This is a genomic window from Heyndrickxia shackletonii, assembly GCF_001420715.1.
Classification (GTDB): Bacteria; Bacillota; Bacilli; order Bacillales; family Bacillaceae_C; genus Margalitia; species Margalitia shackletonii.
Window position 1 is genome coordinate 340946 of the sequence record NZ_LJJC01000015.1, and the last position, 25236, is coordinate 366181.

The window sequence follows — 25236 nt, forward strand, 5'->3', positions numbered from 1 at the left end:
AAAACAACTTTGACCCATTTTTCCTATACGCGTGCGTATGCGTGTATGCACAGGCTACTATTACTTCTTTTTACTATTTATAAATAAATAGGATACTTCTTGTTCCACTTGTTCCGAACCGTTGATTTTCCTTATCATTACTAACTTTAGGGAAAGAACCAGTATGGGAACAAGGTAAGGTACAACTTAGTTTTGTTCCTCGACTCGGGAATAAGCTCGTTGCTTTCCGTAGACAGGAAACGTCACAACACCATTCTTGTTCCCAGTGTACTTGTTCCACTCACTGATCTTTCTCATAATGGCACCGATGGCATAGGAATCTGAAGGCTTTAGCATTGATGCCTCTTTACCGAAACATTCACACCAAATCTCCATATTGCAGACAAGAGTCCTTTTTACTGTTCCAACACGGGTGCCGCCACCAAATTCGCTACCGCCGAGGAAATTTCTACGCTCGTACAAAGACATCGTGTCCCAATCATCCGGCAAGAGCGTATCCAAGTAAGTACGAACCAGTCCTTCTCGTTCATCTGTTTCCATAGCATCTGCCTGTTCACTGGTTGCCATGGTTACATCATCACCTTCAAGGTAGAGTTTTTCGCCCTTCTCATATAATACTAGTGCCTCTGCCCAAATCTGCTGTACTTCTTCTTTAGTCATCTGCCAAGCTTTCTTTCTACTGTTACCACTAATGCGGACTGGCCAAAATCTGCGGTTGCCCGTAATATCACGAAGAAAACCGCTTTCCGCATTGGTAGAACCTACAATCACGCATTGACGGGGATGGCTTTCCACGTTGACCCCATAACTGGCACGGTACTTATCATCCGCCCTCGAAATAAAGGACTTCACAATCTCCACATCCGTCTTACGCATCCCAGCAAGCTCACCGAGTTCCAACAACCAATATCCCTGAAGTTTTTCAGCCCCAGATTTATCTTTCATGTCCGTGAGAGTTAAACTGTCTGAAAACCAATCCCCTGCAAGTTTGGCAAAGAAAGTTGACTTACCGATGCCTTGAGGACCGTTTAAGATAAGAACACTATCAAACTTTGTGCCTGGTCTATAAATACGGGCTACCGCCGCAACCATCGTTTTGCGAATAATTGCCTTTGTATAGGAATTTTCTGTTGCACCGAAATAATCAATAAGTAGATTTTCCACTCGACAAATACCATCCCATTTTGGCAGGGAGTCAAGATACTCCTTAACAGGATGGTAGGCTCGTTCTGACGCTACCGCCAACACAGCATCCTTGGTCTTGGTAGGAGAATAGACTCCGTATTTGCTGCTTAAGTACACCTTCAGCAGTGCATTGTCCGAATCATTCCAACCACATTTAATCTGTTCCCAAGGCAGACCACCTTTGGCATCAATACCGTCACGGTGGCAATTGAAAGCGATATGCTGTAATTCCTCATCATGCCGAATAATCAAGACGATGTTATCCAAAGTGTCTTTTATCCGACCTTGCTTATCTAGTTCCAAACCTGTCTGCCAATCCTCATCACTAAACTCCTCTTCAGCCTGAGCCTGTCTTTCCTTTGCGAACTCGGCTTTTACCGCTTCATCTTTTATAGCAAACTCGCACATTGCCACAAAAGACGGCATCCTGCCAGGAGCCGTAGTAGTGGAAGCTCTATCATCTAAAGAGCCGAATTTATGAATACGAACGAGATCAAAAGCATTAAGAAGCAGGCCGCTTGCTGGATCAGTAGCATGGTGGCTGTATGCAAATTTATCATCATAGATAATCACACCCGCACTACTGTCAGCTGGAATATAGTCATATCGCCCTTCCATAGCAGATGGGGCATAAACTGCACCTAAAAATTTATCAATTGCTTCACGAACGGAATAGGCACGACAGAAAGTTCCTACCACACCTTCCTTTAAAAGCGGATCGGCTTGTTCTTTAAGACTGCGATTAATAACCTCAGACTGCCTGCTTGATACTGGCCAAGTTGACGTATCTCGCCAGTTTTCATATTTTGCAAGATAAATATCCGGGTCAAGTAATGCTCCATCCTGCTCTTCGTAGACAAATTCACCATTAGAGGAAGTGGATGGCCAATACATAAGGCGATGGGCTTCATATGTCGTATCATCGAAAAGGTCAATGCCGATTTCTTTTGCCACCATACGTCCAACAGCTGCATATTCTTCTTCGCTGATCTCACGAGCAAGGGGAACGATAAGTCTGAGTCTCGGATTTTCTGGTGTGTGCTTATGAGTGGAGTAAACGCAACATTTGAAGTCAAAAAGCATGCTGATTTGTTCCCAGATATCCGGTCTACCGTAATCCATATCAAGGGTAAGCAAAGAACGACACAGAACATTGCCCTTCTTTCGCCTTCCTTCTTTTAAATGTCCCCCGACAAAGCCGCCCACGTCTTTGATATCATCTTGCTGGCCTTTTTTAAGTTTCCGATATTCTTCTACCGTTTCTGTAGTACGTTGTGTTGTCTTTACACGGGAGCAAAAATCCCCCCAGGAGATATCTTTGTTTTTCCATTTCCTGTCCATCCGACTATTGCCCACTGCAATTTTCATAAACTTTCGACCTCCTCATGTTCCGGACTAAAATACCTGACCGTTTGTCTGCGTTTCTTGGCTACTTCAATCTCCCTTGCCATACCGCTTGAGATGGTATTGCCCAGCACCCACACCTCAGAGCATTTGCCCATAAGAACGATGTCCATAAATATGGCAAGCTCTCGTTCCTCTGGGTTTTCATCATCCATAAACTGCGGAAACATAAGGTGGGGAGCAATTGGGATACAGTTTTGGTCTAAGGCAAACCTGCAAAAACTGCGAGCCTTTTTAATGTTTCCTTCTACATCACCGGAATAGGGAGAACAGATATATACAAGTGGCTTAAAGGCAGATTTTTTCTCTGCCTTTTCCTTTCTCATTATGTTGGTCAGTGCTTCATGGGGAGTTGGGTCATGGTATCCTTCATGGTTAAATTTGTTGATCCCCATTACACACCCTCCATTTCTATCTGAGGCAAAATACCGTCCGCCTTCATCAGTTCGTAAATGAAGAGTCTGCCTTTTTGAGTCCAATATGTATGGACCTTTGTATGCTGTTCACCGTTACTGCCAAGGTAGCTATGTGTCTTAGTACTGGTGTAGCCTTTTTCCGCATACTTCTGATATAAGAGCCAAATGCCGCCTTGTTTAAACTGGATGCCCTTTTTATTAAGATAGCGGTTCATCCAAATAGCTGACTTGCCGTAATCTTTGGCAATTGCTGAGGTGGAAATGAGGTCTTTACAATTTAAAACTACATCGTAATAAGAGACTTTCGGTTTCATTTCTGCAATTTGCTGATTCTGAACAGCAACCGTACCTTCAAGCACTTTATTTTGATTCCTTACTTGAGTTAGTTGTTGATTGGCAAACTGTAATGCCCTTGCCATAATCGCCTCAGGGGAATTCCATCGTCTTTCTATTTCAAGAAAGTATTGACGGCATTGTTTTCCTTTTGGAGTACGCTGTATCATACATAGCTCTTTTGCCATATCAATTGTTAACTGATGGTCTATGCGTGGTCTGCCTCCAGTACTTTCGCTCAAAAATGAGCTAAAGTCTGACCCTTCCTCAAATCCGTACTCACACATTCTTGGAAACCAATCTTTATAAGCGGTCTTTACTTCCAAGGCTTCATGTAAATCACGACCGAGTACGGTTGGTCGTTGATTTTCATAATTGATTTTTACTAATTCGTCCATACGAATTACCTCCTGCAATATAGTCAGAGGAAAGTTCCTCTACCTAATAGCCACAGGAGGTAATGATTGTTGAGGATTTTGAAAAAATTTATTTTAATCTTTTTGATAAAACTGACACTCATAGCCATCAGCGCTAAGTAACAGACCATTTGCCCATGTTGGTGTCCTAGCCATCTGTTCACAGATAGCGGAAAGTGACATTCCCATATCTGCCTCGATGATAATTTCATCGTGTACATGAGCCACAATGGAACAATTCTTTAATGTCTGCATGGCATGACACAAAATGTCACGACTGATTGCCTGAACAATATTCTCTACAAATTTGGGTCCATAGCTATCGATTCTTTCCCATTTCTTCGTCCCACCGACCCCTTCGTAAGTAACCGACTCACCGCCAAACATATTCTCTCCCATACGAGGTTTCACATAGGCAAGCCGTCTACCAGAGGGGAGGACAATAAAGAGCATTCCACTTTGATAGATAAATTTAATGCCGTGTGTCTCTGTAGGAGTTTTTTGCTTAACACAAGTTTTTACTGCACGGTCAACATCCCACCAAAGTTTTGTGATATTGGGATTGGATTGTCTCCAAGCCGTTACAAGGGGCTGAAGTTCCTCTTCTTCAATTCCCATCTCCAAAGCACCCATTGATTTTAATGCTCCAACAGATCCACCATAACCGAGGGCAAGTTCGGCTATTTTCCCTTTCTGACGAAGGTGACCGTTCACACCATGCTTTTCAACAGGTACATTAAACATCTGAGAGGCACTGGCACAGTAGATGTCACCGCCGTTTTGGAATACATCTATTCTCCATTTTTCACTTGCAAGCCAAGCAATGACGCGAGCCTCAATCGCTGAAAAATCTGCCACAATGAACTTCATACCTTCTCGCGGTATAAAAGCAGTACGGATAAGTTCCGACAGTACCTCTGGGATTGAATCATAGAGTAAAGTAAGAGCATCAAAGTTTCCGCTTCGAACTAAAGCACGAGCCTGTTCCAAATCGGGCATATGGTTTTGGGGGAGATTTTGCAACTGAATCAGCCTGCCAGAGAATCTGCCGGTTCTGTTGGCTCCGTAAAACTGAAACATTCCTCTTGCACGACCGTCACTACATACCGCATTTTCCATTGCCGTGTATTTTTTCACCGATGATTTTGCAAGCTGCTGACGGAGTTCTAAAACAGTTCCTAGTGGTTCAGGAGCCGTCTTTAGCATCTCAGCAACTGCTTTTTTACCAAGGGTATCTGTTTCTAGCCCATTATCGGCAAGCCAGTCTTTCATTTGTTGTACAGAGTTTGGATTCTCTAAATTGGTTATATCTTGCATTAAAGCCATTAACTTTTCACGGGAATGTTCATCCATCACAACAGCCTGTTTTACGAAAGTCATGTCAATGGCAATGCCGCGATCATTGATTTCCTGGTCGAGATGATATTCCTCCCAGATATTTTCCGGCACCAGAAACTTAGAAAATCTCTGTTGTATTGACATCTCAGCTTCCACATCCCGAAGATTATAGGCTTTAAACCGCTCCCATTTATCCATGTCATGTTCTGGCAGATTACGAACTCGACCACCATTTGATTTAGTAGGGGAGCAAGGTGTACAGAAATATTTGATGAGGTCTTTACCCTCTGTTAGCTTTTGTTTCTCCAAACCTAGAACCGCCCCAACTCCCTCCAAAGAAAGTGGTAACCCCATATATGCCGACCATATCATGGAGCATTTCCAGGATGCGGGGTCAAGATATTCTGTAAGGTTAAGCCATTTTGATAGACACACACGCTCAAACATTGCATTAAAAGCCCATTTGGTAACGGAATCATCCAAAAGTGCGTTTATAATTTCATCGGGGATTTCCTCCCCGCAAGCAAGGTCAACCACCTGTACTTCACCGCCATCCACCGAGTAGCCAAATAGTAGAATTTCAAAGTCATCACTCTCGGCATAACGGTAAACTCCAGATTTTTGAAGATTGGCGCCACTAAATGTTTCAATGTCAATAGAAATAGAGTTCATGTATTACCACCCTTTCCAATGCAAACGAGGTGGCAGAAGAACAACCTCCACCACCTCATCTGTATTTATTCCTTATGCTAGAAAATCATCATCTTCAATAGTTGTGAAATCATCAGCTGCATTGGTTCTTCCACCTAAAGGCTCCCCATCTCTTATCTTTTGGATGTTGCCAAGACCACAAGCTACACCCTTATTGCCATTAGAGTTAAAAGCGTAGAAATTTAGGGATACTCTTGCATAACAACCACTGTACACCTCGTTGCGATCCAAGATAGGTCTGACTGCTTTATCTACTATTTGGGGTGGAGTCTTGCTGTTGGCATTTACAAAATAATGCCCTTTATAAGCCTCATCATCACGTTCTACATCACCATCACGAAGTGGCAGTTTGATAGCCGCCTTATTCGGCTTTTTACCACCAAACTTTGCAATGCCCTCTTCAATGGCTGCATCTACTGCTGCATTGATAGCATTGATAGTTTCCTTATCTGTTTTGGGAATCAATACAGATACGCTGTACTTTTCCGCTCCGCCATTGATGGATACGGGTTCCCAGCCGTGAAAATAGCTAAGACGTGTGTTGACGCTTGTAACAACCTTCGTTCTGTTTTGATTATTCATATTCCTATTCCTCCGTTATCTCGTTAAATTCGTTTTTTACGTTTGATATATTCATAGCTGGCCGCTTATCCGAAAGTGGAACCAGCGTTGGCTTACCTGGTGGTTTATGTATGAGACCACCGAGGATTTCTTGAAATTTCGACTTACCCATCAGCTTCTGCATTTCCGTAAGGGTAATGAGACTCTGACGGTAAATATCTTTATAGCCGTTTGCCTTGGCTGCTTCAGCCACAGCCTCTTCGTCCTTATATTTACGGATAGACCTACCCTCAACTACCTTAAAACCGTGCCACTCTTTCCCGTGATTAACGGCGGCATCCGTAGCATAAGAAATGATTTCATTTGCCCACTTTGTAAGGTCGGACAATTTAGAGAGAACTTCCTCAATTTCAGAATCTGTAAGCAGGGGTGGCAGTTTAAATTCCATCTGTGCTAATTTCAGCTTTTCTTCAGCTCTTGCACGGCATTTAACAGCCGCTCGGCAGAATGTACACCATTCACCTGGAAGGTAGTCACCTTCGCCTTCATAGGCCTTTTTCGCCTTTGGCTTCAGCTCGTTTTCTGCCCAGTCTTTTAATTCCTTTACCGGGATTGTCCATGTACTGACATTTTCCCTGCGGGGTTGGAAGATGGTCATGGAAACCTCCTCGATATCATACAGGCTATCGTAGATTTCCAAAGCACCAAGGGCATACAATTTCATCTGCGGATTATCCACCGCATCTACTAACACACCCATGCCATACTTAAAATCGATAATATGAAGCTTTTTATCGCCAATGATGATGCAGTCACCAGTTCCGAACCCCTGTGGTACATAGCAGGAAAAATCAAGACGTTGTTCAATAAGTATTAACGGGTCCGTACAGCTTTGTTTTGCCAGTTCAAACTGCTCCATTACAAATTCCACATAAGCATCGCTGTGTTCTTCCATCTCATCGTTGTTATAAGTTGAAACAGGACGCTTACTTCTCATGTGAAGTGCTTTTTTAAGTTTATGTTCACAAAGAGCATGGGCGGCGGTGCCTTCAGCAGCTGCATTGGATTCGTTATTTTCAAATTCTAGTTCCAATCTTGCAGATGGAAGGCAATTCAGCCACCTATGGGACCCCGATGCGGAAAGTACTGCGTGATCACTCATTCCCTAGTACCTCCGCATCTTTCAACATATCTGCATAATGTTTCGGGTCAACTTCACTTAATTTAGAGCCACCGTATTTTTGGATGATTTCTCTCACTTGGGCAGTAAGACCGGCTTGACTCTTTTCAGCGAGTTTTGCTCTGACTTCCTCCAAAGTGATTTCCTTTTTCTTTGGCGCAGGTTTTTTTACAGGTGTAGTCGGTTCTTTTGTTTCGACAGGTTCATTGCCCGCCATTACATCAGCAACCGCTTGCATGCTGTCTGCCAAAGAGCGCATATCGGAAACCACATCAAGGAGTAGCTTGATCTTGCTCATGGCTTATTCCTCCTTCCTTAATCTCACTGATGGCGAGTTCCTGTACGGTGTCACCCGGAACAAGGATGGTCAGTTTCTGCTTATCACCAAGTAAGAAACGAAGGAAACGCTCCCTAATGGTGACGTTTCGACAGGAAATAATCCCGCCAGTCTGTGGTTTTTTTGAAACACTGATTTTCAAGTTGTGCTTCATGTATTCACCTCTTTCCGAGAGCGTTTATGTGCTGCCCTCTAACTATTAGCCGTGGCAAGAGGGGAAAGTTGAGGATTTGGGATAGATTTTTTTGAAATTCTTTTTAGCTGTATCTAATCGGTGGGAAATGGCACTTACACTTACTCCCTCACGTTCTGCATACTCTGTTACCGAAACACCATCCAAGACTATAGCAATCAGTAGCTCCGCTTGTTTTTCCTTGAGGGTCTTACGGATAATTTCACAGAGGTATTCATACTCTTCTTGTTTCTCACGAACTTCTTCATTTGAATTGTCAGGAAATAACTCAATTGTATTTTCCTTTATGTTTTTACCATCATTATCGTCATTGGCTTTTGTGTAACCCCTTTTTCCATTAAGTTTCTTGGGAGGGGTAGTAGTAGCTGAATGACGATCAAGTTTACGCCAGTTATTGTAGTCGGGCTTGTTAAAACGCTCGTCCATAATCTCCTGTGGCGAACGTCGAGTAACGGTTTCCTTATCTTCGGCGCAAGATAGCCTGTCCTCGTAGTCCATATCAATCATTAAGGTAAAGTCCTCGTCCGGTACCTCCAAATAGGTAGGTTTGTTTTCGTACATAATTTTAATTTTCATATCCTGGCTCCTTTGGTTTTCAAAATCTGAAATCCGCCAGAGCCGCCAAATCCGCACTAAACAAAAAAAGACGGCAGTAGAATCTTGCCTTATGAAAAGGACTAAGATTTCGCACTGCCGTCTTGCGTTCTGGCGGATTTAGCTATTAAATTACTGTTTGTTTTTATGAAACTTTTTCATCACATTGATGAGTAATATCAAGTGTGCCATCTGGGTTTGCCTTTATCCTAGTCAAACAATTTCCTTTCCGGATTTCAGCTACACGCTTGTCCTCACTCAGATCACACACTCTTTTCTTATTTAGATTTGTGACTTGATTCATCTCGATTTCCTCCTTTGTTCCGAAATGTTATAACAATAAAGCCGCTTGGACATTGCATGCTGTAAGATCAACAAAGGGTTTCTCCCTGTAGTTGAGTCCTACAGCATAGCGCGTCCAAGCGGCTTACCTGTGAGTCACTCTTGATATCATATAGTCACTGTTCTGTTCCAATTTTAACGATAATCTCCTTATTTTTCTGTGCTGGGCACTTTACAACTGCAGAGATTAAAGTTTTTAATTTTTCTGTAGTCTTTAGTACATGGCAATGCTTATGAGCAATGCATGTTGATTCATTTGGACATTTATAATGATATACATCCCTCATTTTAACTACCTCCCAATTACACTTTTACGCTTATTTGCGTAATATATAGTTAAAAAATTTTCTTGCTGCATTTGAACTGCAACAAGAATCATAATAAACTGCACTCTTCTAGTCGTATTGTTACAGACTGTTTTGATACCTCAAAGAATTTAGCCAATTGAGCAATTGCGTAACTGTTATCTTTCCCGTACCCCACGTTAAATTCATATGCCTTTTCTATAAAAGAGCTTTTTGGCATTAATATTCGAGGCGCTATACCTATAGCCTGGTTTTCAAGAATAATTTCTTCCTCCGTTGCGTATGGTAATTGCTCAATATAGCATTTACAGTATTTTGCTTGACGAGGAAGTACATAGTTCTGCATTCGATAGTACATCCGATGTTTATACCAATGGACACATTCATGAGCAATAGTATTATTCACACATCCTACATTCGTCTTTTTATACGCCTCTGGATCAATTAGTATAGTCTTTCGCTTGAAAAATTTGCTATCGTACAGCCCTTCTTCGGGGTTATATATTTCAACCAGTCCATCGGCAAACACTGTCATACCGTAAACATCCAGTTCCTCCGACAGGCAAATAAATTGAACATCTAACCCCATCATGTTTCTTGCAATATCCAATATGGGAACAGGTCTCGGCTCCAGTAAAGCTTCAGGGAAATAATCCTCTAAAAATTCCTTTGCGACGTTATCATACTCCGATGCCGGGATTATAGGAATCAGGGTGCGCATATTATAATTCATCATTATTCGCCTCCTTTTTTATCGATGATTTGATTAACCTCTTTCCAAAAGTCGTCTCCTAATTTCGCATTGCGTGCCCTTCTTAACGCTACCCTAGCATTAGGTAGTGTCTCATCCATAATATACTCAGGCAAATCAGGCGATACTTGCTTTCGATCACGTCCTGCCAAATCAAACATTACATTTTTCTCTTCCTCAGATAATCCCAGAATTTCAGCTAAAGCCTCTAATCCGTCAATATCGGGTGGATTTCTTCTTCCCTTAATTATGTCCGATAGATAAGTTACAGAAACACCTAATTTTTCCGCAATAGGCTTCAATTTTACATCTTTTTCAAGCCTCTTTTGAGCAATATAAGCTCCAAATTCACCAGCCATGTTTCCCCCTCCTTACGCTTTTACGCTAATATGCGTAATTTAATTATATATTACTGTCCATATAATGTCAAGCAGCATATTAAATAATAATTTTTATAACTTGATTTTACGCATTGCAAAATCAAGTTGATTGTGTTATAATCATAGTGTATATTTGAAAAGGAGAGTATAAGCTATGCATCACGGAGGAAAACGAGAGGGCTCTGGCCGTACTCCATTGCCTGCAAATCAAAAGAAAATAGCTAAAACCATTTATATAACTCCTACCCAGCACGAGGATATTGAAACGTACGCAAAAGGTAATAGTTTCTCCGAGAAATGTATAGATTTAATTAGCACACAGCTTGAGCGTAGAAAACGCTCTGAGAACAAAGAAGTTAAGTTCATCGACCTGTTTGCCGGATTAGGTGGTATAAGACTCGGATTTGAAAATGCTTTTCGTGAAAAAGGGTTTGAACCTAAATGTGTATTTAGTAGTGAACTCAAAGATTATGCCATTAAAGCATATAAAAATTATTTTAAGGATACTGAGGTATCGGGAGACATTACCAAAATTCCTGCGCAAAATATCGAAGATTTTGATTTTCTATTAGCAGGTTTTCCATGTCAGCCATTTTCAGCCGCTGGGTTGCAACTTGGTTTTGAAGATACTCGTGGAACATTGTTTTTCGAAATAGAACGTATCCTGGAAGCAAAAAAGCCGTATGGTTTTTTGCTCGAAAATGTTGAGGGTCTTGTTAAACATGATAATGGGCGTACATTATCGATTATAGTAAGCCGTCTAAAGAAACTTAATTATTATGTATCCTACAAATTGATTGATAGTAAATACTTCGGCTTGGCACAATCGAGAAAAAGAGTCTATATTGTAGGGACAAAAGATGCACACATCTCATTGGATAATTTTGAAGAACACACAGCCGTTCTCGGTGACATCTTGGATCATAACCTACCAACAGTAGATTCAACTTTTACAAGAAAGTTATTTGAGCACTTCACTCCAAAAGAAGTTATCGGTAAAGCAATCAAGGACAAGAGAGGTGGTAATGATAACATTCATAGTTGGGAAATTGGTCTAAAAGGTGAAACAACCCATGAACAAACAGAACTTCTCAATCTTCTTCTTCGCGAGCGAAGGAAAAAAAAGTGGGCAGCTGAAATCGGCATTGATTGGATGGATGGTATGCCTCTCACTGAGAAACAAATATCTACCTTTTACCCAAAGGAAAACCTACGTGAAATTCTTGATGAACTAGTTGAAATGGGATATCTTACTTTGGAATATCCTCGCAAAAGAGAAAACAATCGAAGAGTGCCGGACGAAACTAAGCCAAAAGGGTATAACATTGTAACTGGCAAGTTGTCATTTGAATTCACCAAAATCCTTGACCCTAACGATTTAGCACCAACACTTGTAGCTATGGATGTTTCACGTCTTGGAGTCATCGACAATGGTGGACTACGAAGGTTAACTATTCGAGAAATTCAGCGCCTGTTTGGTTTTCCAGATGACTATGACCTTTCTTTTCTAAAAGAGAGCGAAGCGTTTGATCTCTTAGGTAATACAGTCTGTGTTCCAGTTATTCATGCTATTTCTGAACGCTTAGCTGACATGTACAAGGCTTGATTTTATAGGGCATGTTATTAAACACGCCCTATATTTTTTGTATTCTATAAGACGCAGTATTAACAAGCCAGTTGTCATCTTCAAAGATAATTTTATGCGGATTTTGAATAAACTCAGGTTTATATCCCGGCTCTGTAATTCGTGCATAATCCACGAGGCAAAGAACATATTTATCACCTTTTATTCTTGCAGTGTCAGATTCATTCTCTGACCAATAAAAATGTGGTTTTCCCAAATATGATTTAACCTCTATAAATCTATCATAAGTTGTACTACTATCACTTTGAAACGATACTATATCATATCCAGCAGAAACATCGATATCAGAAATTCTTTTGATTTTACAGGCCTTCGTCAGGAGTCTTTTTCTCTCAAATTCCAAAATAAACTCCTCTGCTTCAAGACCACGCTTGCTTTGTTCCTCCTGTTGTTTAAGTAACTGTTCCAACGTAAATTTACTTTTACGTTTCCTAATTTGTGATGAGAAATCAGACTCATATGTTTCAGATATACCTATGTCACCATTCTCATCTTTATCTAGGGCTCCTGCAATAGTCAAAAAGTTCCTAATAGCAGCGTATGCCAATGGAAATGCTGATCGTTTTATGCTTATATGCCCCTTGTCTACATCGAAGCCTGTTCTATCCGAATCGAATATTCCTTCATCAATTAGCTTTGAAATGCAGGATCTTACAAGTGTATCTATAATACTACTCCCTTCTAATAATTTCAGTTCTTTGAGTCGTTCTGTTACTATAATGTTATCCTCGGAAAACTCGACATATTCTAAGTATTCAAGGAATGCTAAAGCTCCGCTACAATTTATGTTTAATCCATTTTCTAAGGAAGAACGATTTACAACTTCTTTTCTACTTATGGAATTCTTGCTAGACAGCATTGAAACCAGAAAAAGCAGCCCATCAATATTCCCGATAGAGTTACATCGCTTTAGTTCTATTAACATATTCTGCAATTAGCGCTTTAATATCATCATCCCCTGTTTCAAGTTCTGCATTGTCAAATAGGGGAATTGGCATACTTTCGATGATTTCGCGCAACCTCGTTTCCTTTGCAATAAGTCTTTCATGGATTGCACTATCTATTGAATCCTCTGAAAGCAAATAGTAATAATTGGTCTCTATTCCTGGTTTCAGACCATATCTATGAATACGATCTTTGGATTGTATAAAGTGTGCAGCATTAAAACTTCGCTCCATATAAATAGCATTGTGACAAACTTTATGAAGTGAAATCGACTCTGACACAGCAAACGGGTTAGCTATAATCACGCTGAAGTCGGAATCTGGTCGATGGAAATCAGCAATAATTTTTTCACGTGTTTCCTCTTCGTTATCGTCCTCATTACCGGTCGCGACTGGAGTAGCTCCATATAAAGTCTTACATGGTATGCCATTAGTAAGCAAATATTCCTTAAAATCTAATATATTTTTAATATAGATGCACCAAACTACTACCTTACCACCTTTGGAAATAATTTGCTCGATAATCTCTTTAGCTTTCACAAACTTGGCAGGAGTCTCATTTGCGGAATATTCAAGTACTTCTTTAATAAATGAAGTATCTTCTGTTACAGCTTCAGCGTCAAAACCTTCTGAAGAAGCAAAATTACGTAGAGGAACACTTAACAAATCTGGATTTGTTGCAGCTTGCATCATTCGAATCAATCTTGCCTTAACTAAATCCTGCTGAAAACTGCTGTCTTTTGTCGACACAATGTCACTCATATATTTTTTTTCAATGACATCATATATTTTTCTCTGTGATTCACCCATAGGTACAATGATTGGTGCATTTTCAGTAGCAGGAGGTATACCCAAATCACTCTTTTTTACACGGATAAAAAAGGGCTCAATTGCATGAAGTAAAGAATTTACTCGCGCATCAGAATCAGACTTACTCATATCTTTTAATTGATATACTTCATATGGTATAATTTTTTGAGTCGGCCAAATGAATTTATAAAGGTTGTATAAATCCTCATATCCATTTGGTGCCGGAGTACCTGTCAAAACCACTCTCGACGAGCAGTATGTTGCAATATCAAGAACACCGGTAGCAGTGATTCCACCAGAAGTGTTCTTAATCTTATGTGCTTCGTCAAGGACGACCATTACCTTATTGTTCTTTAAAAAATATATTAGTTCTTCACGGAGTGCTGGAACGGATGCATAAGACAGTAATGTAATCTTCGCTGGATTCAAGGAATACAAATACTGCTTCTTTTCCTCAACTGGAATTTTTCCATTAAGTCTCTTAGAGGATGGTTTTACGCCAAAACATTCCTCATATTCCAATTCCCAAGGTCCAAAAGCGCTTAATGGAGAAATAATTAGCAACTTATCTACAAATTTCTTGTCAGAGCGATCTAAGTTTGACAAGTAAGCAAAAGCACCGTAAACAACACTAGTCTTTCCTGCACCAGGAACAGAGAAATTGCATCCATTCTGTGAAAATGCAAGATGGTATGCAGACAGCAATTGTAATTGGTATAGGCTTCTGTTAGTAAGATGCTTACTTACCGAGTCAACGAATGCCGAGAAATCACTCTTCTCACATTGATTATCTCTAATCAACCTTGCCTTTTCTGCAAATTCCATAAATTTCTCTTCTTCCAGGGCATAATTGTTTACTGCCTCTGACACCCCTCCCGAATAAACCAATTCGGCTGAAATATATTCGCAGATTTTTTTGACCCTGTCGATCGTTTTGTTAATATTATCTTCAGTTTCAATTACGATGCTATCCTCTAGGAGAGTATATTTCAGAGTATCCTTCAGATACCTCGATGCTCGTCTATTGTCAAAAATAGCTGCTATGTCTCCAGTAATGATTAAATTTGATGTATTCTCATTGGATTCAAGACATAGTTTTTTCATAGGGTACCTCTTCCTTTACATTTCGAGGATGTTCTTGAATTTTTTCACAAATTCATCTAGTGACTTTACACAACCTCTAATATTTCCATCTGTCTGAAAACTGTCTTGCGTTACATCGACAACCTCCAATGCTTGGCAAGCCTTTATAAGTAACTGAAGAGGCCGTGCTGCTTCAGCATGGTTGTTCAATTTATCTAAACTCCGCGTATAGTTTTCTTCAAAGTCATCCTCAACTTTAAGTTTCCACTGCTGATCCCTTGCTTTCAAGGCACGACCAAGATCAGGAGGATTGGTAGCCATAATATCATCGACAGATGTTTCCTCGATAGCATCAGTAATAGCAAAATGTCTATCTCTAAAATCTTTCCAAACTTCTTCTTTCGCAAAGAAACTACTTGCAGGCTTATTTGCACTTGGAGCCGATATAATATTACGGAAAAGGGTCTGTTCAAAACCTTCACGTATATAGTCAAATGCAATGAGCTTCAAATCGGAAACATCCGCGTCTGGATCATATGCCCACATTGATGGCACACCAGCTTTATATTTTTTTAGTGCAGAGTCGAGTTTCAAGAATGAATCTTCATTCTTATCTAACTGTGTATACATACCGGAGTAGCCATATTCATCCAAATAATCATCCATAAGTTGCAATGCTGAAAGCATAGTTCTGACTTCTCCAGGTTTTACATCCATCATTCCAGCAATATCATCAGCTGTAAATCCTGCGTCCTGTAAATCCTTACATTTTAGATATTTTTCGATTGGATTGTAGTCAACCTTTGCATCTTCACCCATCTGGTATGTGGTTTCAAGTGCCAAGATTTCCTTTTTATCTGCGTCATCCGGAAGAATTATCGCTATAAAGAACTGGCAGTGACTCTTTTCATTAAATGGAATACTGCTATCTGCCATTATATTATTTAACAACATCGACCTTCTATTTCCGTCAATAATAATACCATCCGAAGTTACAATACCGTGCTTTTCCTGGTGTTCACGAAGGAGACGTTCTTTCGTCTTTTTATTGGCTTCAACCTTGGATTCCCAAAGAAATTTTTCAATCAGTTTCTTATCCTGTGGATCTTCTGGATTGATTATGTGGTGCTGTCTTTCATAGGACTTAACCACACTACCTATACGACCGTTATAAGGATTATAAATCAGATATTCTAACGGTATTTCATATGCGTCAAACTCTTTTCTCACTCCATGATACATAATCGGAATACCAGTACGGCAAGGTTCCTTGGTCGCAACTAGTTCACGTAACTTTGCTTTTCTTTCTGAAGCATTCATTAATGCAACCTCCAAATTTTCAAAATTCAGCGCTATAGCTGTAAACAATGTCTTCTAACAAGTTTAGATTATTGAAATTTAGAACATAGTCCGAACATCTATGGATTTCTCTCATATCTGCCTGTCTGCCAATCCAACCAGCACCATCAAGGAAGTTTATAAAAATAATATTGTTTCCTGACTTACGCTGAAGATTTAACACCTCAACAGTTTTACGTGCAGCTTCTTTCTTGCTTCCCTGACTGCTTGAAGTAGTCACACTATAGGAAACATCGATGATAATTTTCGGGTTCTGAGGACTTTCCAAAACAAAACTTACTGCTCTGTCTAGCATCGGCACTCTAACATTCTTCTGATACTCAATCCCATGTTTAGCACATACAGCTCTTAACTTATCTTCTACTTCGTTCAAAACAAGATCACCAATATTATTACTGTACCTTCCCTCCAGACCCCTTTTAACAAAGAGTCGGATGGAATTTTTATCAGTAAGCTTTTTACGTGTTGTGTCATCTATTGCCATGTTTTCTAAATAAAAATATGGTATCTTGGTTCTGAGTTTTCCGTCATCGCGGCCTGCCCAAATAAGGTTTAGCACACTTTCCATCATCGCCGGGCTTTCCATCATTGCAGTACGTATCTTACCTAGTCCCCACTCAGTAGAAAATACAAATCCACGTTCTTTTCTTATCATAGATACCATACGCTTGAATCTCTCTGTAGAGATTTCCATAAGGCTCGTCAGGTTATCAAGTGAATCTTTGTATTCTACTATATACCTTTTCAAGTCTTCTTTTGTGTCTATGGAACTCAATTCGTGATATAACTCATCAACCTTGTTTTTCACTTCCTGTTCTATTGCATGTTCATATTGCTCATTCACATAAAACATAGTTGTCGAGTTAAATAATTCATCAAATTCTATTTTCCGAGCTATTACTTCAGACATCTAACTCCTCCTTCCCATCCTCGGTTAGTATGTAAATATCGTATCACACATTTCATATATTTACAATCAAAACTTTACGCATATTTGAGAATTTTTTAGAGAGCCATATTTTCATATTTACGCAATAATTTTTAACCATCTGTTCAGTACAACAGAATTTCCCCTAAACCATAAAATGGTAATTTTATTTTGATTATTTCGAATAATTCAAATACCATTATGAGAGCGTACTAGTACTAGCGTATAATTATATTAATTTATCTCTTCAACCCACAAAGTTATCTATCCTATCTCCTCAACCCCAGCGAAAAATCTAATCTGTCAACTCAACCCTATCGCTTTCAGGGTAGTTGATATGTTCCCTCGTAGAATAAAAATAAGGGTTTCCCGGCATCAGCATCTTCGTAAAAATAGTTGAACGAAAAATGCAATGTCAGGAAACCCTTTATTTATCAGTATTTTTAGTAGAGCTATTTCTCCACCCGTGACATCAAGACAACACACTCCACATGCGCCGTCTGCGGAAACATATCCACAGGCTGCAAATACTCCACCTTATACTTTGAACTCAACACCTGAAGATCCTTAGCCAACGTAGATGGATTACACGATACATATACAAACTTCTTCGGTTTCACTTTCAAAATCGTATCTAAAAATTTCGCATCACAGCCTGTCCTTGGCGGATCCACCACTACCACATCTGGTCGCCATCCCTCTTTCACCCATTTCGGCATGAGCTCTTCCGCTTTGCCCGTAAAATAGCTGGCATTTTCTACACCATGCTTCCTTGCGTTTTTCTTAGCATCCTCGATACCTTCAGGGATGACATCCATACCGCGAATTTCAGCGGCACCGTCTGCCAACCAGAGTCCAATAGTTCCCACACCGCAATAAGCATCCACGATTTTTTCCTTTCCTGTAAGTCCGGCCGCTTTTTTTACTTCGTTATATAGTTTGACCGTTTGAACAGGATTGAGCTGGAAGAATGCACGGGCCGATAACTCGTATGTAAATTCTTCAAGACGTTCCTCCACAATTTTATCACCGGCTAAATGAATAGTTTCATCGCCCAAAATAATCGACGTCTTTTTCGGATTTACGTTTTGCATGATGGACACAACTTCAGGTAATCGCTTTTTAATTTCAGAAATGATCATTTCTTTACGTGGCAATTCTTTTTTAGCTGTGACAAGCATAACTTGAACTTGGCCTGTTTCGATACCTACACGTGTTACGATCGTCCGGACAATACCTTTTCTTGTTTTTTCATTATAAATAGGGATTTTGAAATCAGCTAAGATTTGTTTTACGACATTAGTTACTTTATTGGTAACTGGTTGCTGGACGATGCATTCTGGAATGTTGATTAATCTATGGGAATCAATACTGTACATTCCAGCGATGACTTTTCCGTGGTCCTCTCCAAGCTGGAACTGGCTCTTGTTGCGATAATGCCAGGGGTTGTCCATTCCGATTGTTTCTCGGATATCCATCTCCTCTAAATGAAAACGGGTATGTCTTTCTAGCGCCTGAATCAAAATGTCTCGCTTTTCTTTCAGTTGTTGGCCATATTCTAAATGTTGAAGCTGACATCCTCCGCATTGTTCATAGACGATGCACGGTGCTTTTACTCTGTGCTCAGAACGTTTTCGCACCTTTTTCACAATTGCCTCTGCATATTTGGGATGAGCTTTTGTTACCTCTACTACGACCTCTTCACCTGGAAGAGCACCCGGTACGAAGACGACTTGTTTTTTAAAGTAGCCAACCCCTTCTCCGTTAATTCCTAATCGTTTGATTGTTAAAGGGAATTGTTGTTTTTCTTTTATCAATAATGTTTTCTCGTTTTTCAACAATAATCACTCCGCCTGTCCATGTTTCATATGTAATTCGCATTTTAGTTTTCTGTATTATACCACAATGTTAAACAGCAATAATCTTTACCAATATGCACCATTCACCCAATTGCGAGCAAAAAATGTTATAATATAAATAAAGAAATAATATAGCATACACATCAAAAGGAGCGTTATGGACAAAAACTTCTTATCTGTACAAATTGGTCAGCGTTTACGCTTTTACAGGCAGCAACGAAAGCTTTCTTTGGATGAGGTTGCAGAGATTACGGGAGTCAGCAAACCAATGCTCGGTCAAATTGAACGCGGTACATCAAATCCAACCGTTGCGGTGCTTTGGAAAATTGCAGCTGGTTTGCAGGTGCCAATTGCTTCCTTTTTAATGCAAAATCCGTCCATTAAATATCTTCCGATGAAGGATCAGCCATTTTTAAAGGAAGACAATGATCTGTTTGAGACATATAATACATTCGCTTCTCCGGGAATTCCTTTAGAAAACTATCATATTCGGATGATGCCAGGATGCACTCATCATTCAGAAGCGAAAGGAATAGGCGTTATTAAAATTGTTACCGTTTATACCGGGAGCTTATCGATTGAAATTGGGGACGAAGAGTACACACTAGAAAAAGGGGATGCGATTTCCTTTTCCACTGACGTTGATCAAATGTATCGGAATCTAAAAGAGGAACCATGTGAATTTAATATGGTTATTCATTATTCAAATCCACAATTTATCTAAAATGAAAGGGTGATATGATTGGCAACAGCTATAGAGACTTTATACTTTTTAAATAACCCAGAGAGAAATATCACCACTATTGCAACGGAAACACAATTGCGGTATGGAGACGTTATTAAAGATGTATTTGGAGTTGCGTGTGAAAACGACCTTCAAATGATGATTAAGTTTAACAAAAAATTCAGGGACAGTATTTGCCATGAATATGGAGTTACTGAGAGCGAAATAAGATTAGACATGATTTTCCGTATTGCAACGAAGGAAGATATGGAACAAAATAAAAACAACTAAGAAAAGACCTGTCCCAACAACAGGCCTTTATTTTTTTGCCTTAGGATCCGGGCAGCGGACTTTTTACTTTTTCCTTCATCATAAAGTAGTCTAAGCTTTCAAAACGATAGCCGCGCCCTTTTAAATCCTTAATGGACTTTTCAAGTGCTTCAGCGTTATCTCTTGATACGGTATGCAAAAGCATAATAGCTCCAGGATGGACTTGAGCCATGATATTATCATAGGAATATTTCCAGCCCTTTTGTTGATTGATTCTCCAATCTAAAAAGGCGAGTGACCATAACACATGTGTATACCCTTCCTGATTAGCAATCTCCATTGTGCGCTCGCTTAATATTCCCCTTGGAGGACGTAAATAGTGCATTTCTTTTTGCTTCGTAATGCGTGCCGTTTCTTCCTTTACCTTTCGTAATTCTTCTCTTATTTTTTCATCCGATATTTGCGTCATATCAGGGTGACTCCAGGAATGGTTACCAATGATATGGCCTTCTTTTACCATTCTTTTCACTAGATTAGGCTGTGATTTTAAATAATGACCTGTCACAAAAAAAGTAGCGGGTACCTTTTCCTTTTTTAACACATCTAAAATGGCTTCTGTATACCCATTTTCATAGCCATTATCAAAAGTTAAATACAAGATTTTGTCTTGTGGATTTCCTTTATAGACAGCATGATGCTTTTTTAACAGTTCATCATATTCCTTCCCGGCATCTGCTTGTTGTTCGTTCTTCCCTTTTGTAAAGCCCCAATGGACAGCTCGATTTGAAATGGCATAGGTAGGATAGGTGATAGCTAATAATAATGAAATTGCTATGGGAATCATAAACCACTTTTTCATTTTGGCACCTCTCTTTTTCTATATTTTTTTACTTCCGAAATAAAACTATTCCGGTTAATAATTGCCAAAATTGTGGATAGAAAATAAAGTTATTCAGAGTTTGTGGATTATTTCGAATGAAAAGTGGAAAACTTTCCATTTGTCAAAAAATTTGTTGTGGATAGTTGAAAGATTGTGGATAAAAATTATATAATTTGCCGTTATTGGGGGATTTGTTGCAAAATACATTCTATTGTTTGGGGAATCACTAAAAATGAGGTGAAATCCATGATAAAAAAACTGTTTTTTAGTTTTCTGCTCCTTTTTTTGACGACTACAAACGCCTCAGCACAAACCAATAAACAAATTGAAATTTATGATATAGGCAAGGAAAGGGTAGTAAAGAAAGTCCCTATGTCTGCTGATATTCAAGAAGATGTGAAACGATTTTTAGAGCGAACAACAAGTGTTTATCCGAAAGTAAAACCTATTCCGAGCAGAGGTTTTATGATAAAAGTTCCGCTGGAGCCTGCTGTGGAGATACGAAATCAATGGCTGCACGGTAGATTGAATCAGGTAATTCTTGTTTTTCCACCAAAAGAACACCCGTTTTATTTAGTAATGGATGAAAAAAATAGAACCCATCTTTTTCTATTTGAAGGGGAAACCAATACTCTTTTGAGAAAGTTGAATTATAAACCGCGTGGGTATTAAGAAAACGCTTGGAGGTAATTGGCTCCAAGCGTTTCGTTTTAATTATTATTTAAAAACTGGCTCTTTAAATTGTGCTAATTTTTCTAATGATGATTTATCTACATCAGCATGCAAGCTGTTACCATGAGAATCCATTGTAACTACGGCAGTGAAGCCTTCTACATTTAAGTGCCACATTGCTTCTGGAATACCGAATTGTGTTAAATCCACACCATCGACTTTTTTGATACAGTCTGCATAATATTGTGCTGCCCCGCCAATTGCGTTTAAGTATACACCGCCATGCTCTTTAAGCGCAGCAAGTGTTTTTGGACCCATACCGCCTTTACCGATTACAGCGCGGATACCAAATTTCTTCATGATATCGCCTTGATAAGGCTCCTCACGAATAGATGTAGTTGGTCCAGCAGCTTTCACTGTCCAGTTTCCTTCTTCATCTTTTGCCATAACTGGTCCGCAATGATAGATGACTTGTCCGTTAAGATCCACCGGTGCATCATTGTCCATTAAGTATTTATGAATCGCGTCACGGCCTGTATACATACGGCCATCGATACGAACAACATCTCCTACTTTTAATTCACGGATTTGCTCTTCTGTAATAGGAGCTTTTAGCGATACTACTTTTGTTTGTTCTTCTGAAGCTGCAGCAGTTTCTTTTTCTGCATCATTTTGGAATTCAATTTTTTCACCATCTTGATATAACCATTCTTGAATATCGCCTGTTTCAGGATCAACAGTTACGCCGAGACGACGGAATGCCCAGCAATTGTATGCTACAGATACAAAGAAACTAGCCGGAATACGGTTCATAACGCCAATTTTACAGCCTAAAAGGGTAGTTTCGCCGCCGAATCCCATTGTACCGATACCAAGCTTATTAGCGTTTTCCATGATGTAGTCTTCGAGTTTGCGAAGATCTTCGTTTGGATTGACATCTTCCACGGAACGGAATAATTGTTCTTTTGCAAGATCGTATCCGGAAGATCTGTCCCCGCCGATTCCAACCCCAATAAAGCCGGCACTGCAGCCTTGACCTTGAGCTTGGTACACAGAATGAAGGATACATTTACGAATTCCATCTAAGTCGCGTCCAGCACGTCCTAAACCTTCTAATTCACAAGGCAAGCTGTATTGAATATTTTTATTCTCGCAGCCGCCGCCTTTTAAAATAAGACGCACATCGATATAATCCTTTTCCCATTGATCAAATTTGATAACCGGTGTTCCGCCGCCGAGATTATTCCCGCTGTTTTTTCCTGTTAAAGAATCAACAGAATTTGGACGGAGCTTGGCATCATTTGTTGCTTGTTCAATGGCATTGTAGATTGCTTCTTTTATTTTTATTTGATTTACCCCAACTGGAGTTTTGATTTTAAATGTCGGAAGACCAGTATCTTGACAAATTGGTGAGATATTTTCGTCTGCCATTTGAATGTTATTTGTAATGGTTCCTAAGCTTAATGCTGCACGAGTGCCGGCACTTTCACTTTCCTTTGCTTTTTTTACAGCTCTGCGGACGTCCTTAGGCAAGTTTGTAGACGTTTCCACAATTAATTGGTACATGCTCTCTTGGAACTTTTCTACGTTCATTTTCTTCTCTCCCTTGCAGCTTAGTTCTTTTATATGTATATTTCCGCCTCCAATTATACTCCTATCAATGGATTTATTAAAGAAGAGATTTTTCCAAAGCGCCGCAGTTCTATCGTACGGATTTCGTAGTTGCAGGCGGGATCAACGAAAACACAGTGAAGTAGTTCACGCGTTGATTTTTTATCCGCTGGGAAGAGACGAAAGCTTGCCGATAGGCGCTGTAGCTAAACTTTTATCATGAAAAAAAGGCCAAACCATTTTCAGGCTGACCTTTTTCATTACTTATTAAATTGTTCGCATTTAAGTTCTAAGTCATCTATCATCTGTATTAAACGATCGATATCTTCAAGATCCGTTTTTTCCGGATCCATGGAGTCAATAACCTCTAAGAACATATTTAAACGGTGTTTCAAATATTCTACTTGTGATTCTTTATCATGAACGGCATTTCCCATGATGTCTCTCCTTTCTAAGGCTGTTTTTTATGCATTGATGTTTTTAATCGAAAATCTTTATTCCTTAGGTTGGCTTTAGAAATAGATATTCCTTTAAGAAAAAATGCCTCGAAACCATCCCTTAATAGATTTTTAACTAGTACGTTTCTGTAGACCCACTTATATAATAACAAAAATTGTTAGATGTGCAATTGTTAAAGGACAACTTATTTCTATTTTTGACTTTTTAATAAGGATTTATATTATCTATTTGGAGAAATGCAAGATTTTTCGTGGAATTTTTGGAATAAGGCATTTTACATTCAGTGAAACGTACAAATTTTGTCACAGATAACGGAAACTCTGTCCGGACGGTGGTTTAGCTATCTTATCCTTTACCGCTATCTGCATTTTTCCGGACACACGTTCCGTTATTCCTTTCAAAAACAGCTTTTTTATCATGTTAGAGGACTCTCATTCCGTTATTGGATGAAAATCATTGGAAAATAGCTACCTTTTGCCTCCATAACGGATCGTGTGTCCGCTAATTCCCAAAAAACCCCCTTTTTGTCACAGATAACGGAACCTCTGTCCGGTTAAAGTTTTAGCCGCCTAGACTACCACCTTATTCAAGCGAAAAACTGCACCTTCGCGGGGTGCAGTTTACTACATTTTTACCGTGGATGATCGCTCGCCAAAAACCCAAAAGAAATATGATCTTGTACCGGAATCCAAGCGCCTATTCCTTGGGATGTTACGTTTTTAACCATGATTTTTTTCTGTTTTCCTTTTAATACTAAATATACTTCTCCATAAGTAACCTTGCCTTTTTCGTTGATGGCAGGCGCATATGCATAAAGGTAACCAAGTCTTTTCGGAGGAATATTATAAACACGGTCTTTCTTTGTACCTCCGCCAATGATGGTTTCAAAGGAAAGAGGTAGATTTGTGGTGTTCATTGCTTTTAAAAGCATCATTTTCTTAACATCCTCTGCTTTGTCTACTTTTGCAGTCAATCCGCCTCTCACCACTTTTTGAGTTTCTTGCACATAATGGATTTGGTAATTGGAATTCCCACCGCGATTGTCAAAATAATTGGTATTGATCTTTTGATATTGCCAATTTGGGGATGTTTCCATTGATTCATAATTCAGCGGCCATTCTCCCAAATAAATAGTGGCTCTTAGGCCAATGGATAAAGGTGAATTATTAATAGACGATTCATTTAACATTCTTATTAAATTTGGATTATCAATCTTTACTTTAGATGTTTTTAAAACCTTTTTGGTAAACTCACTTGGTTGCAAATATGGAAGATCCTGCGTTGGGTTTGGATACGTATTTTCCTTCGTAATATCTAACACAGAAGAAGGAATCGTCATTTTCTTCATCCCTGCAGGTGGTGGGCTTACTTTATTTGCGAATGCGCTAGGCGTTGCAGATAGAAAAATTAATAAAAACACAAGTAAAAGCCTTTGCCATTTCATAGTGAGAGACTCCCTTCAAAAAATAAGTAATCATTTGTTTTTAATTTTTCCAGTCGGATTATTTCTTATCCACAAAATTTCATATTACGCGGATGAAAAAAC

Annotated in this window: 26 protein-coding genes; 4 read left to right on the forward strand and 22 right to left on the reverse strand. The window is 39.4% G+C overall.

The window, feature by feature from the left end:
* Positions 1 to 186: 186 nt before the first annotated feature.
* The 13 genes from AN964_RS23455 to AN964_RS23505 all read right to left on the reverse strand — a co-directional run bounded on the left by AN964_RS23455 (position 187) and on the right by AN964_RS23505 (position 10425).
* Positions 187 to 2553, reverse strand: a complete 2367-nt coding sequence (locus tag AN964_RS23455) for a virulence-associated E family protein (RefSeq protein ID WP_055742210.1) — start codon at positions 2551 to 2553, stop codon at positions 187 to 189.
* Complete coding sequence (locus tag AN964_RS23460) at positions 2550 to 2984, reverse strand: DUF7768 domain-containing protein (protein ID WP_055742211.1); 435 nt, start codon at positions 2982 to 2984, stop codon at positions 2550 to 2552. Before AN964_RS23460 ends, AN964_RS23455 begins: the two co-directional genes overlap by 4 nt.
* Entirely contained in the window at positions 2984 to 3736 is a 753-nt protein-coding gene (locus tag AN964_RS23465) for a phage antirepressor KilAC domain-containing protein (protein ID WP_055742212.1), read from the reverse strand. Before AN964_RS23465 ends, AN964_RS23460 begins: the two co-directional genes overlap by 1 nt.
* A gap of 93 nt (positions 3737 to 3829) precedes the next feature.
* Positions 3830 to 5629, reverse strand: a complete 1800-nt coding sequence (locus tag AN964_RS23470; protein WP_496197093.1) for a DNA polymerase — start codon at positions 5627 to 5629, stop codon at positions 3830 to 3832.
* A gap of 207 nt (positions 5630 to 5836) precedes the next feature.
* The gene (locus AN964_RS23475; RefSeq protein WP_001064737.1) at positions 5837 to 6385 is read right to left on the reverse strand and encodes a DUF2815 family protein; all 549 of its coding nucleotides are present in this window, start codon (positions 6383 to 6385) and stop codon (positions 5837 to 5839) included.
* Between the two features lie 4 nt (positions 6386 to 6389).
* On the reverse strand, positions 6390 to 7526 hold the full coding sequence (locus AN964_RS23480; RefSeq protein ID WP_055742214.1) for a DUF2800 domain-containing protein: 1137 nt from the start codon (positions 7524 to 7526) through the stop codon (positions 6390 to 6392).
* Positions 7519 to 7842, reverse strand: a complete 324-nt coding sequence (locus tag AN964_RS23485; protein ID WP_055742215.1) for a hypothetical protein — start codon at positions 7840 to 7842, stop codon at positions 7519 to 7521. The genes AN964_RS23480 and AN964_RS23485 overlap by 8 nt, the downstream gene beginning before the upstream one ends.
* On the reverse strand, positions 7817 to 8035 hold the full coding sequence (locus AN964_RS23490) for a hypothetical protein (RefSeq protein WP_055742216.1): 219 nt from the start codon (positions 8033 to 8035) through the stop codon (positions 7817 to 7819). Before AN964_RS23490 ends, AN964_RS23485 begins: the two co-directional genes overlap by 26 nt.
* Before the next feature lie 45 nt (positions 8036 to 8080).
* Positions 8081 to 8650 carry a sigma-70 RNA polymerase sigma factor region 4 domain-containing protein gene (locus AN964_RS23495; protein ID WP_055742217.1) on the reverse strand — a complete coding sequence of 190 codons (570 nt, stop codon included), beginning with the start codon at positions 8648 to 8650 and terminating at the stop codon, positions 8081 to 8083.
* Between the two features lie 163 nt (positions 8651 to 8813).
* On the reverse strand, positions 8814 to 8972 hold the full coding sequence (locus tag AN964_RS26850; protein ID WP_163258572.1) for a hypothetical protein: 159 nt from the start codon (positions 8970 to 8972) through the stop codon (positions 8814 to 8816).
* 154 nt (positions 8973 to 9126) lie between these two features.
* Positions 9127 to 9297, reverse strand: a complete 171-nt coding sequence (locus AN964_RS26545) for a hypothetical protein (protein ID WP_161794071.1) — start codon at positions 9295 to 9297, stop codon at positions 9127 to 9129.
* A gap of 88 nt (positions 9298 to 9385) precedes the next feature.
* A complete protein-coding gene (locus AN964_RS23500) occupies positions 9386 to 10051 on the reverse strand; it encodes an ImmA/IrrE family metallo-endopeptidase (RefSeq protein ID WP_047334636.1) in 666 nt (221 codons plus the stop codon).
* The gene (locus AN964_RS23505) at positions 10051 to 10425 is read right to left on the reverse strand and encodes a helix-turn-helix domain-containing protein (RefSeq protein ID WP_047334635.1); all 375 of its coding nucleotides are present in this window, start codon (positions 10423 to 10425) and stop codon (positions 10051 to 10053) included. The genes AN964_RS23500 and AN964_RS23505 overlap by 1 nt, the downstream gene beginning before the upstream one ends.
* Positions 10426 to 10600: 175 nt before the next feature.
* Here AN964_RS23505 and dcm point away from each other — a divergent pair, with 175 nt between their 5' ends.
* Complete coding sequence (gene dcm / locus AN964_RS23510) at positions 10601 to 12052, forward strand: DNA (cytosine-5-)-methyltransferase (RefSeq protein WP_083489529.1); 1452 nt, start codon at positions 10601 to 10603, stop codon at positions 12050 to 12052.
* Between the two features lie 28 nt (positions 12053 to 12080).
* Here dcm and AN964_RS23515 read toward each other — a convergent pair whose 3' ends face one another.
* The 5 genes from AN964_RS23515 to rlmD all read right to left on the reverse strand — a co-directional run bounded on the left by AN964_RS23515 (position 12081) and on the right by rlmD (position 19053).
* Complete coding sequence (locus tag AN964_RS23515) at positions 12081 to 13016, reverse strand: protein NO VEIN domain-containing protein (RefSeq protein WP_055742218.1); 936 nt, start codon at positions 13014 to 13016, stop codon at positions 12081 to 12083.
* Entirely contained in the window at positions 12991 to 14949 is a 1959-nt protein-coding gene (locus AN964_RS23520) for a DEAD/DEAH box helicase (protein WP_055742219.1), read from the reverse strand. Before AN964_RS23520 ends, AN964_RS23515 begins: the two co-directional genes overlap by 26 nt.
* 15 nt (positions 14950 to 14964) lie before the next feature.
* Positions 14965 to 16248 carry a hypothetical protein gene (locus AN964_RS23525; protein ID WP_055742220.1) on the reverse strand — a complete coding sequence of 428 codons (1284 nt, stop codon included), beginning with the start codon at positions 16246 to 16248 and terminating at the stop codon, positions 14965 to 14967.
* Positions 16249 to 16267: 19 nt separating this feature from the next.
* The gene (locus AN964_RS23530) at positions 16268 to 17197 is read right to left on the reverse strand and encodes a DpnII family type II restriction endonuclease (RefSeq protein ID WP_047334632.1); all 930 of its coding nucleotides are present in this window, start codon (positions 17195 to 17197) and stop codon (positions 16268 to 16270) included.
* Between the two features lie 470 nt (positions 17198 to 17667).
* Positions 17668 to 19053 (reverse strand): 23S rRNA (uracil(1939)-C(5))-methyltransferase RlmD, encoded by a 1386-nt coding sequence (gene rlmD, locus AN964_RS23535; protein WP_055742221.1) that lies wholly within the window; start codon positions 19051 to 19053, stop codon positions 17668 to 17670.
* Positions 19054 to 19231: 178 nt separating this feature from the next.
* On the opposite strand from rlmD, the gene AN964_RS23540 reads away from it, so the two are divergent.
* Positions 19232 to 19798 carry a helix-turn-helix domain-containing protein gene (locus tag AN964_RS23540; protein ID WP_055742222.1) on the forward strand — a complete coding sequence of 189 codons (567 nt, stop codon included), beginning with the start codon at positions 19232 to 19234 and terminating at the stop codon, positions 19796 to 19798.
* A gap of 18 nt (positions 19799 to 19816) precedes the next feature.
* Complete coding sequence (locus AN964_RS23545) at positions 19817 to 20089, forward strand: hypothetical protein (RefSeq protein ID WP_055742223.1); 273 nt, start codon at positions 19817 to 19819, stop codon at positions 20087 to 20089.
* 40 nt (positions 20090 to 20129) lie between these two features.
* Here the strand turns inward: AN964_RS23545 and pdaA are convergent, their stop codons facing one another.
* Entirely contained in the window at positions 20130 to 20927 is a 798-nt protein-coding gene (pdaA, locus tag AN964_RS23550; protein WP_055742224.1) for a delta-lactam-biosynthetic de-N-acetylase, read from the reverse strand.
* A 267-nt stretch (positions 20928 to 21194) separates the two neighbouring features.
* Here pdaA and AN964_RS23555 point away from each other — a divergent pair, with 267 nt between their 5' ends.
* A complete protein-coding gene (locus AN964_RS23555) occupies positions 21195 to 21620 on the forward strand; it encodes a hypothetical protein (RefSeq protein ID WP_055742225.1) in 426 nt (141 codons plus the stop codon).
* 45 nt (positions 21621 to 21665) lie between these two features.
* Here the strand turns inward: AN964_RS23555 and AN964_RS23560 are convergent, their stop codons facing one another.
* From AN964_RS23560 to AN964_RS23565, 3 genes are all read right to left on the reverse strand, one after another.
* On the reverse strand, positions 21666 to 23213 hold the full coding sequence (locus tag AN964_RS23560; RefSeq protein ID WP_055742226.1) for a fumarate hydratase: 1548 nt from the start codon (positions 23211 to 23213) through the stop codon (positions 21666 to 21668).
* 278 nt (positions 23214 to 23491) lie between these two features.
* On the reverse strand, positions 23492 to 23668 hold the full coding sequence (locus tag AN964_RS26855) for an SE1561 family protein (RefSeq protein WP_163258571.1): 177 nt from the start codon (positions 23666 to 23668) through the stop codon (positions 23492 to 23494).
* Positions 23669 to 24321: 653 nt separating this feature from the next.
* Positions 24322 to 25134 (reverse strand): YfkD famly protein, encoded by an 813-nt coding sequence (locus AN964_RS23565; RefSeq protein ID WP_055742227.1) that lies wholly within the window; start codon positions 25132 to 25134, stop codon positions 24322 to 24324.
* Positions 25135 to 25236 lie beyond the last annotated feature (102 nt).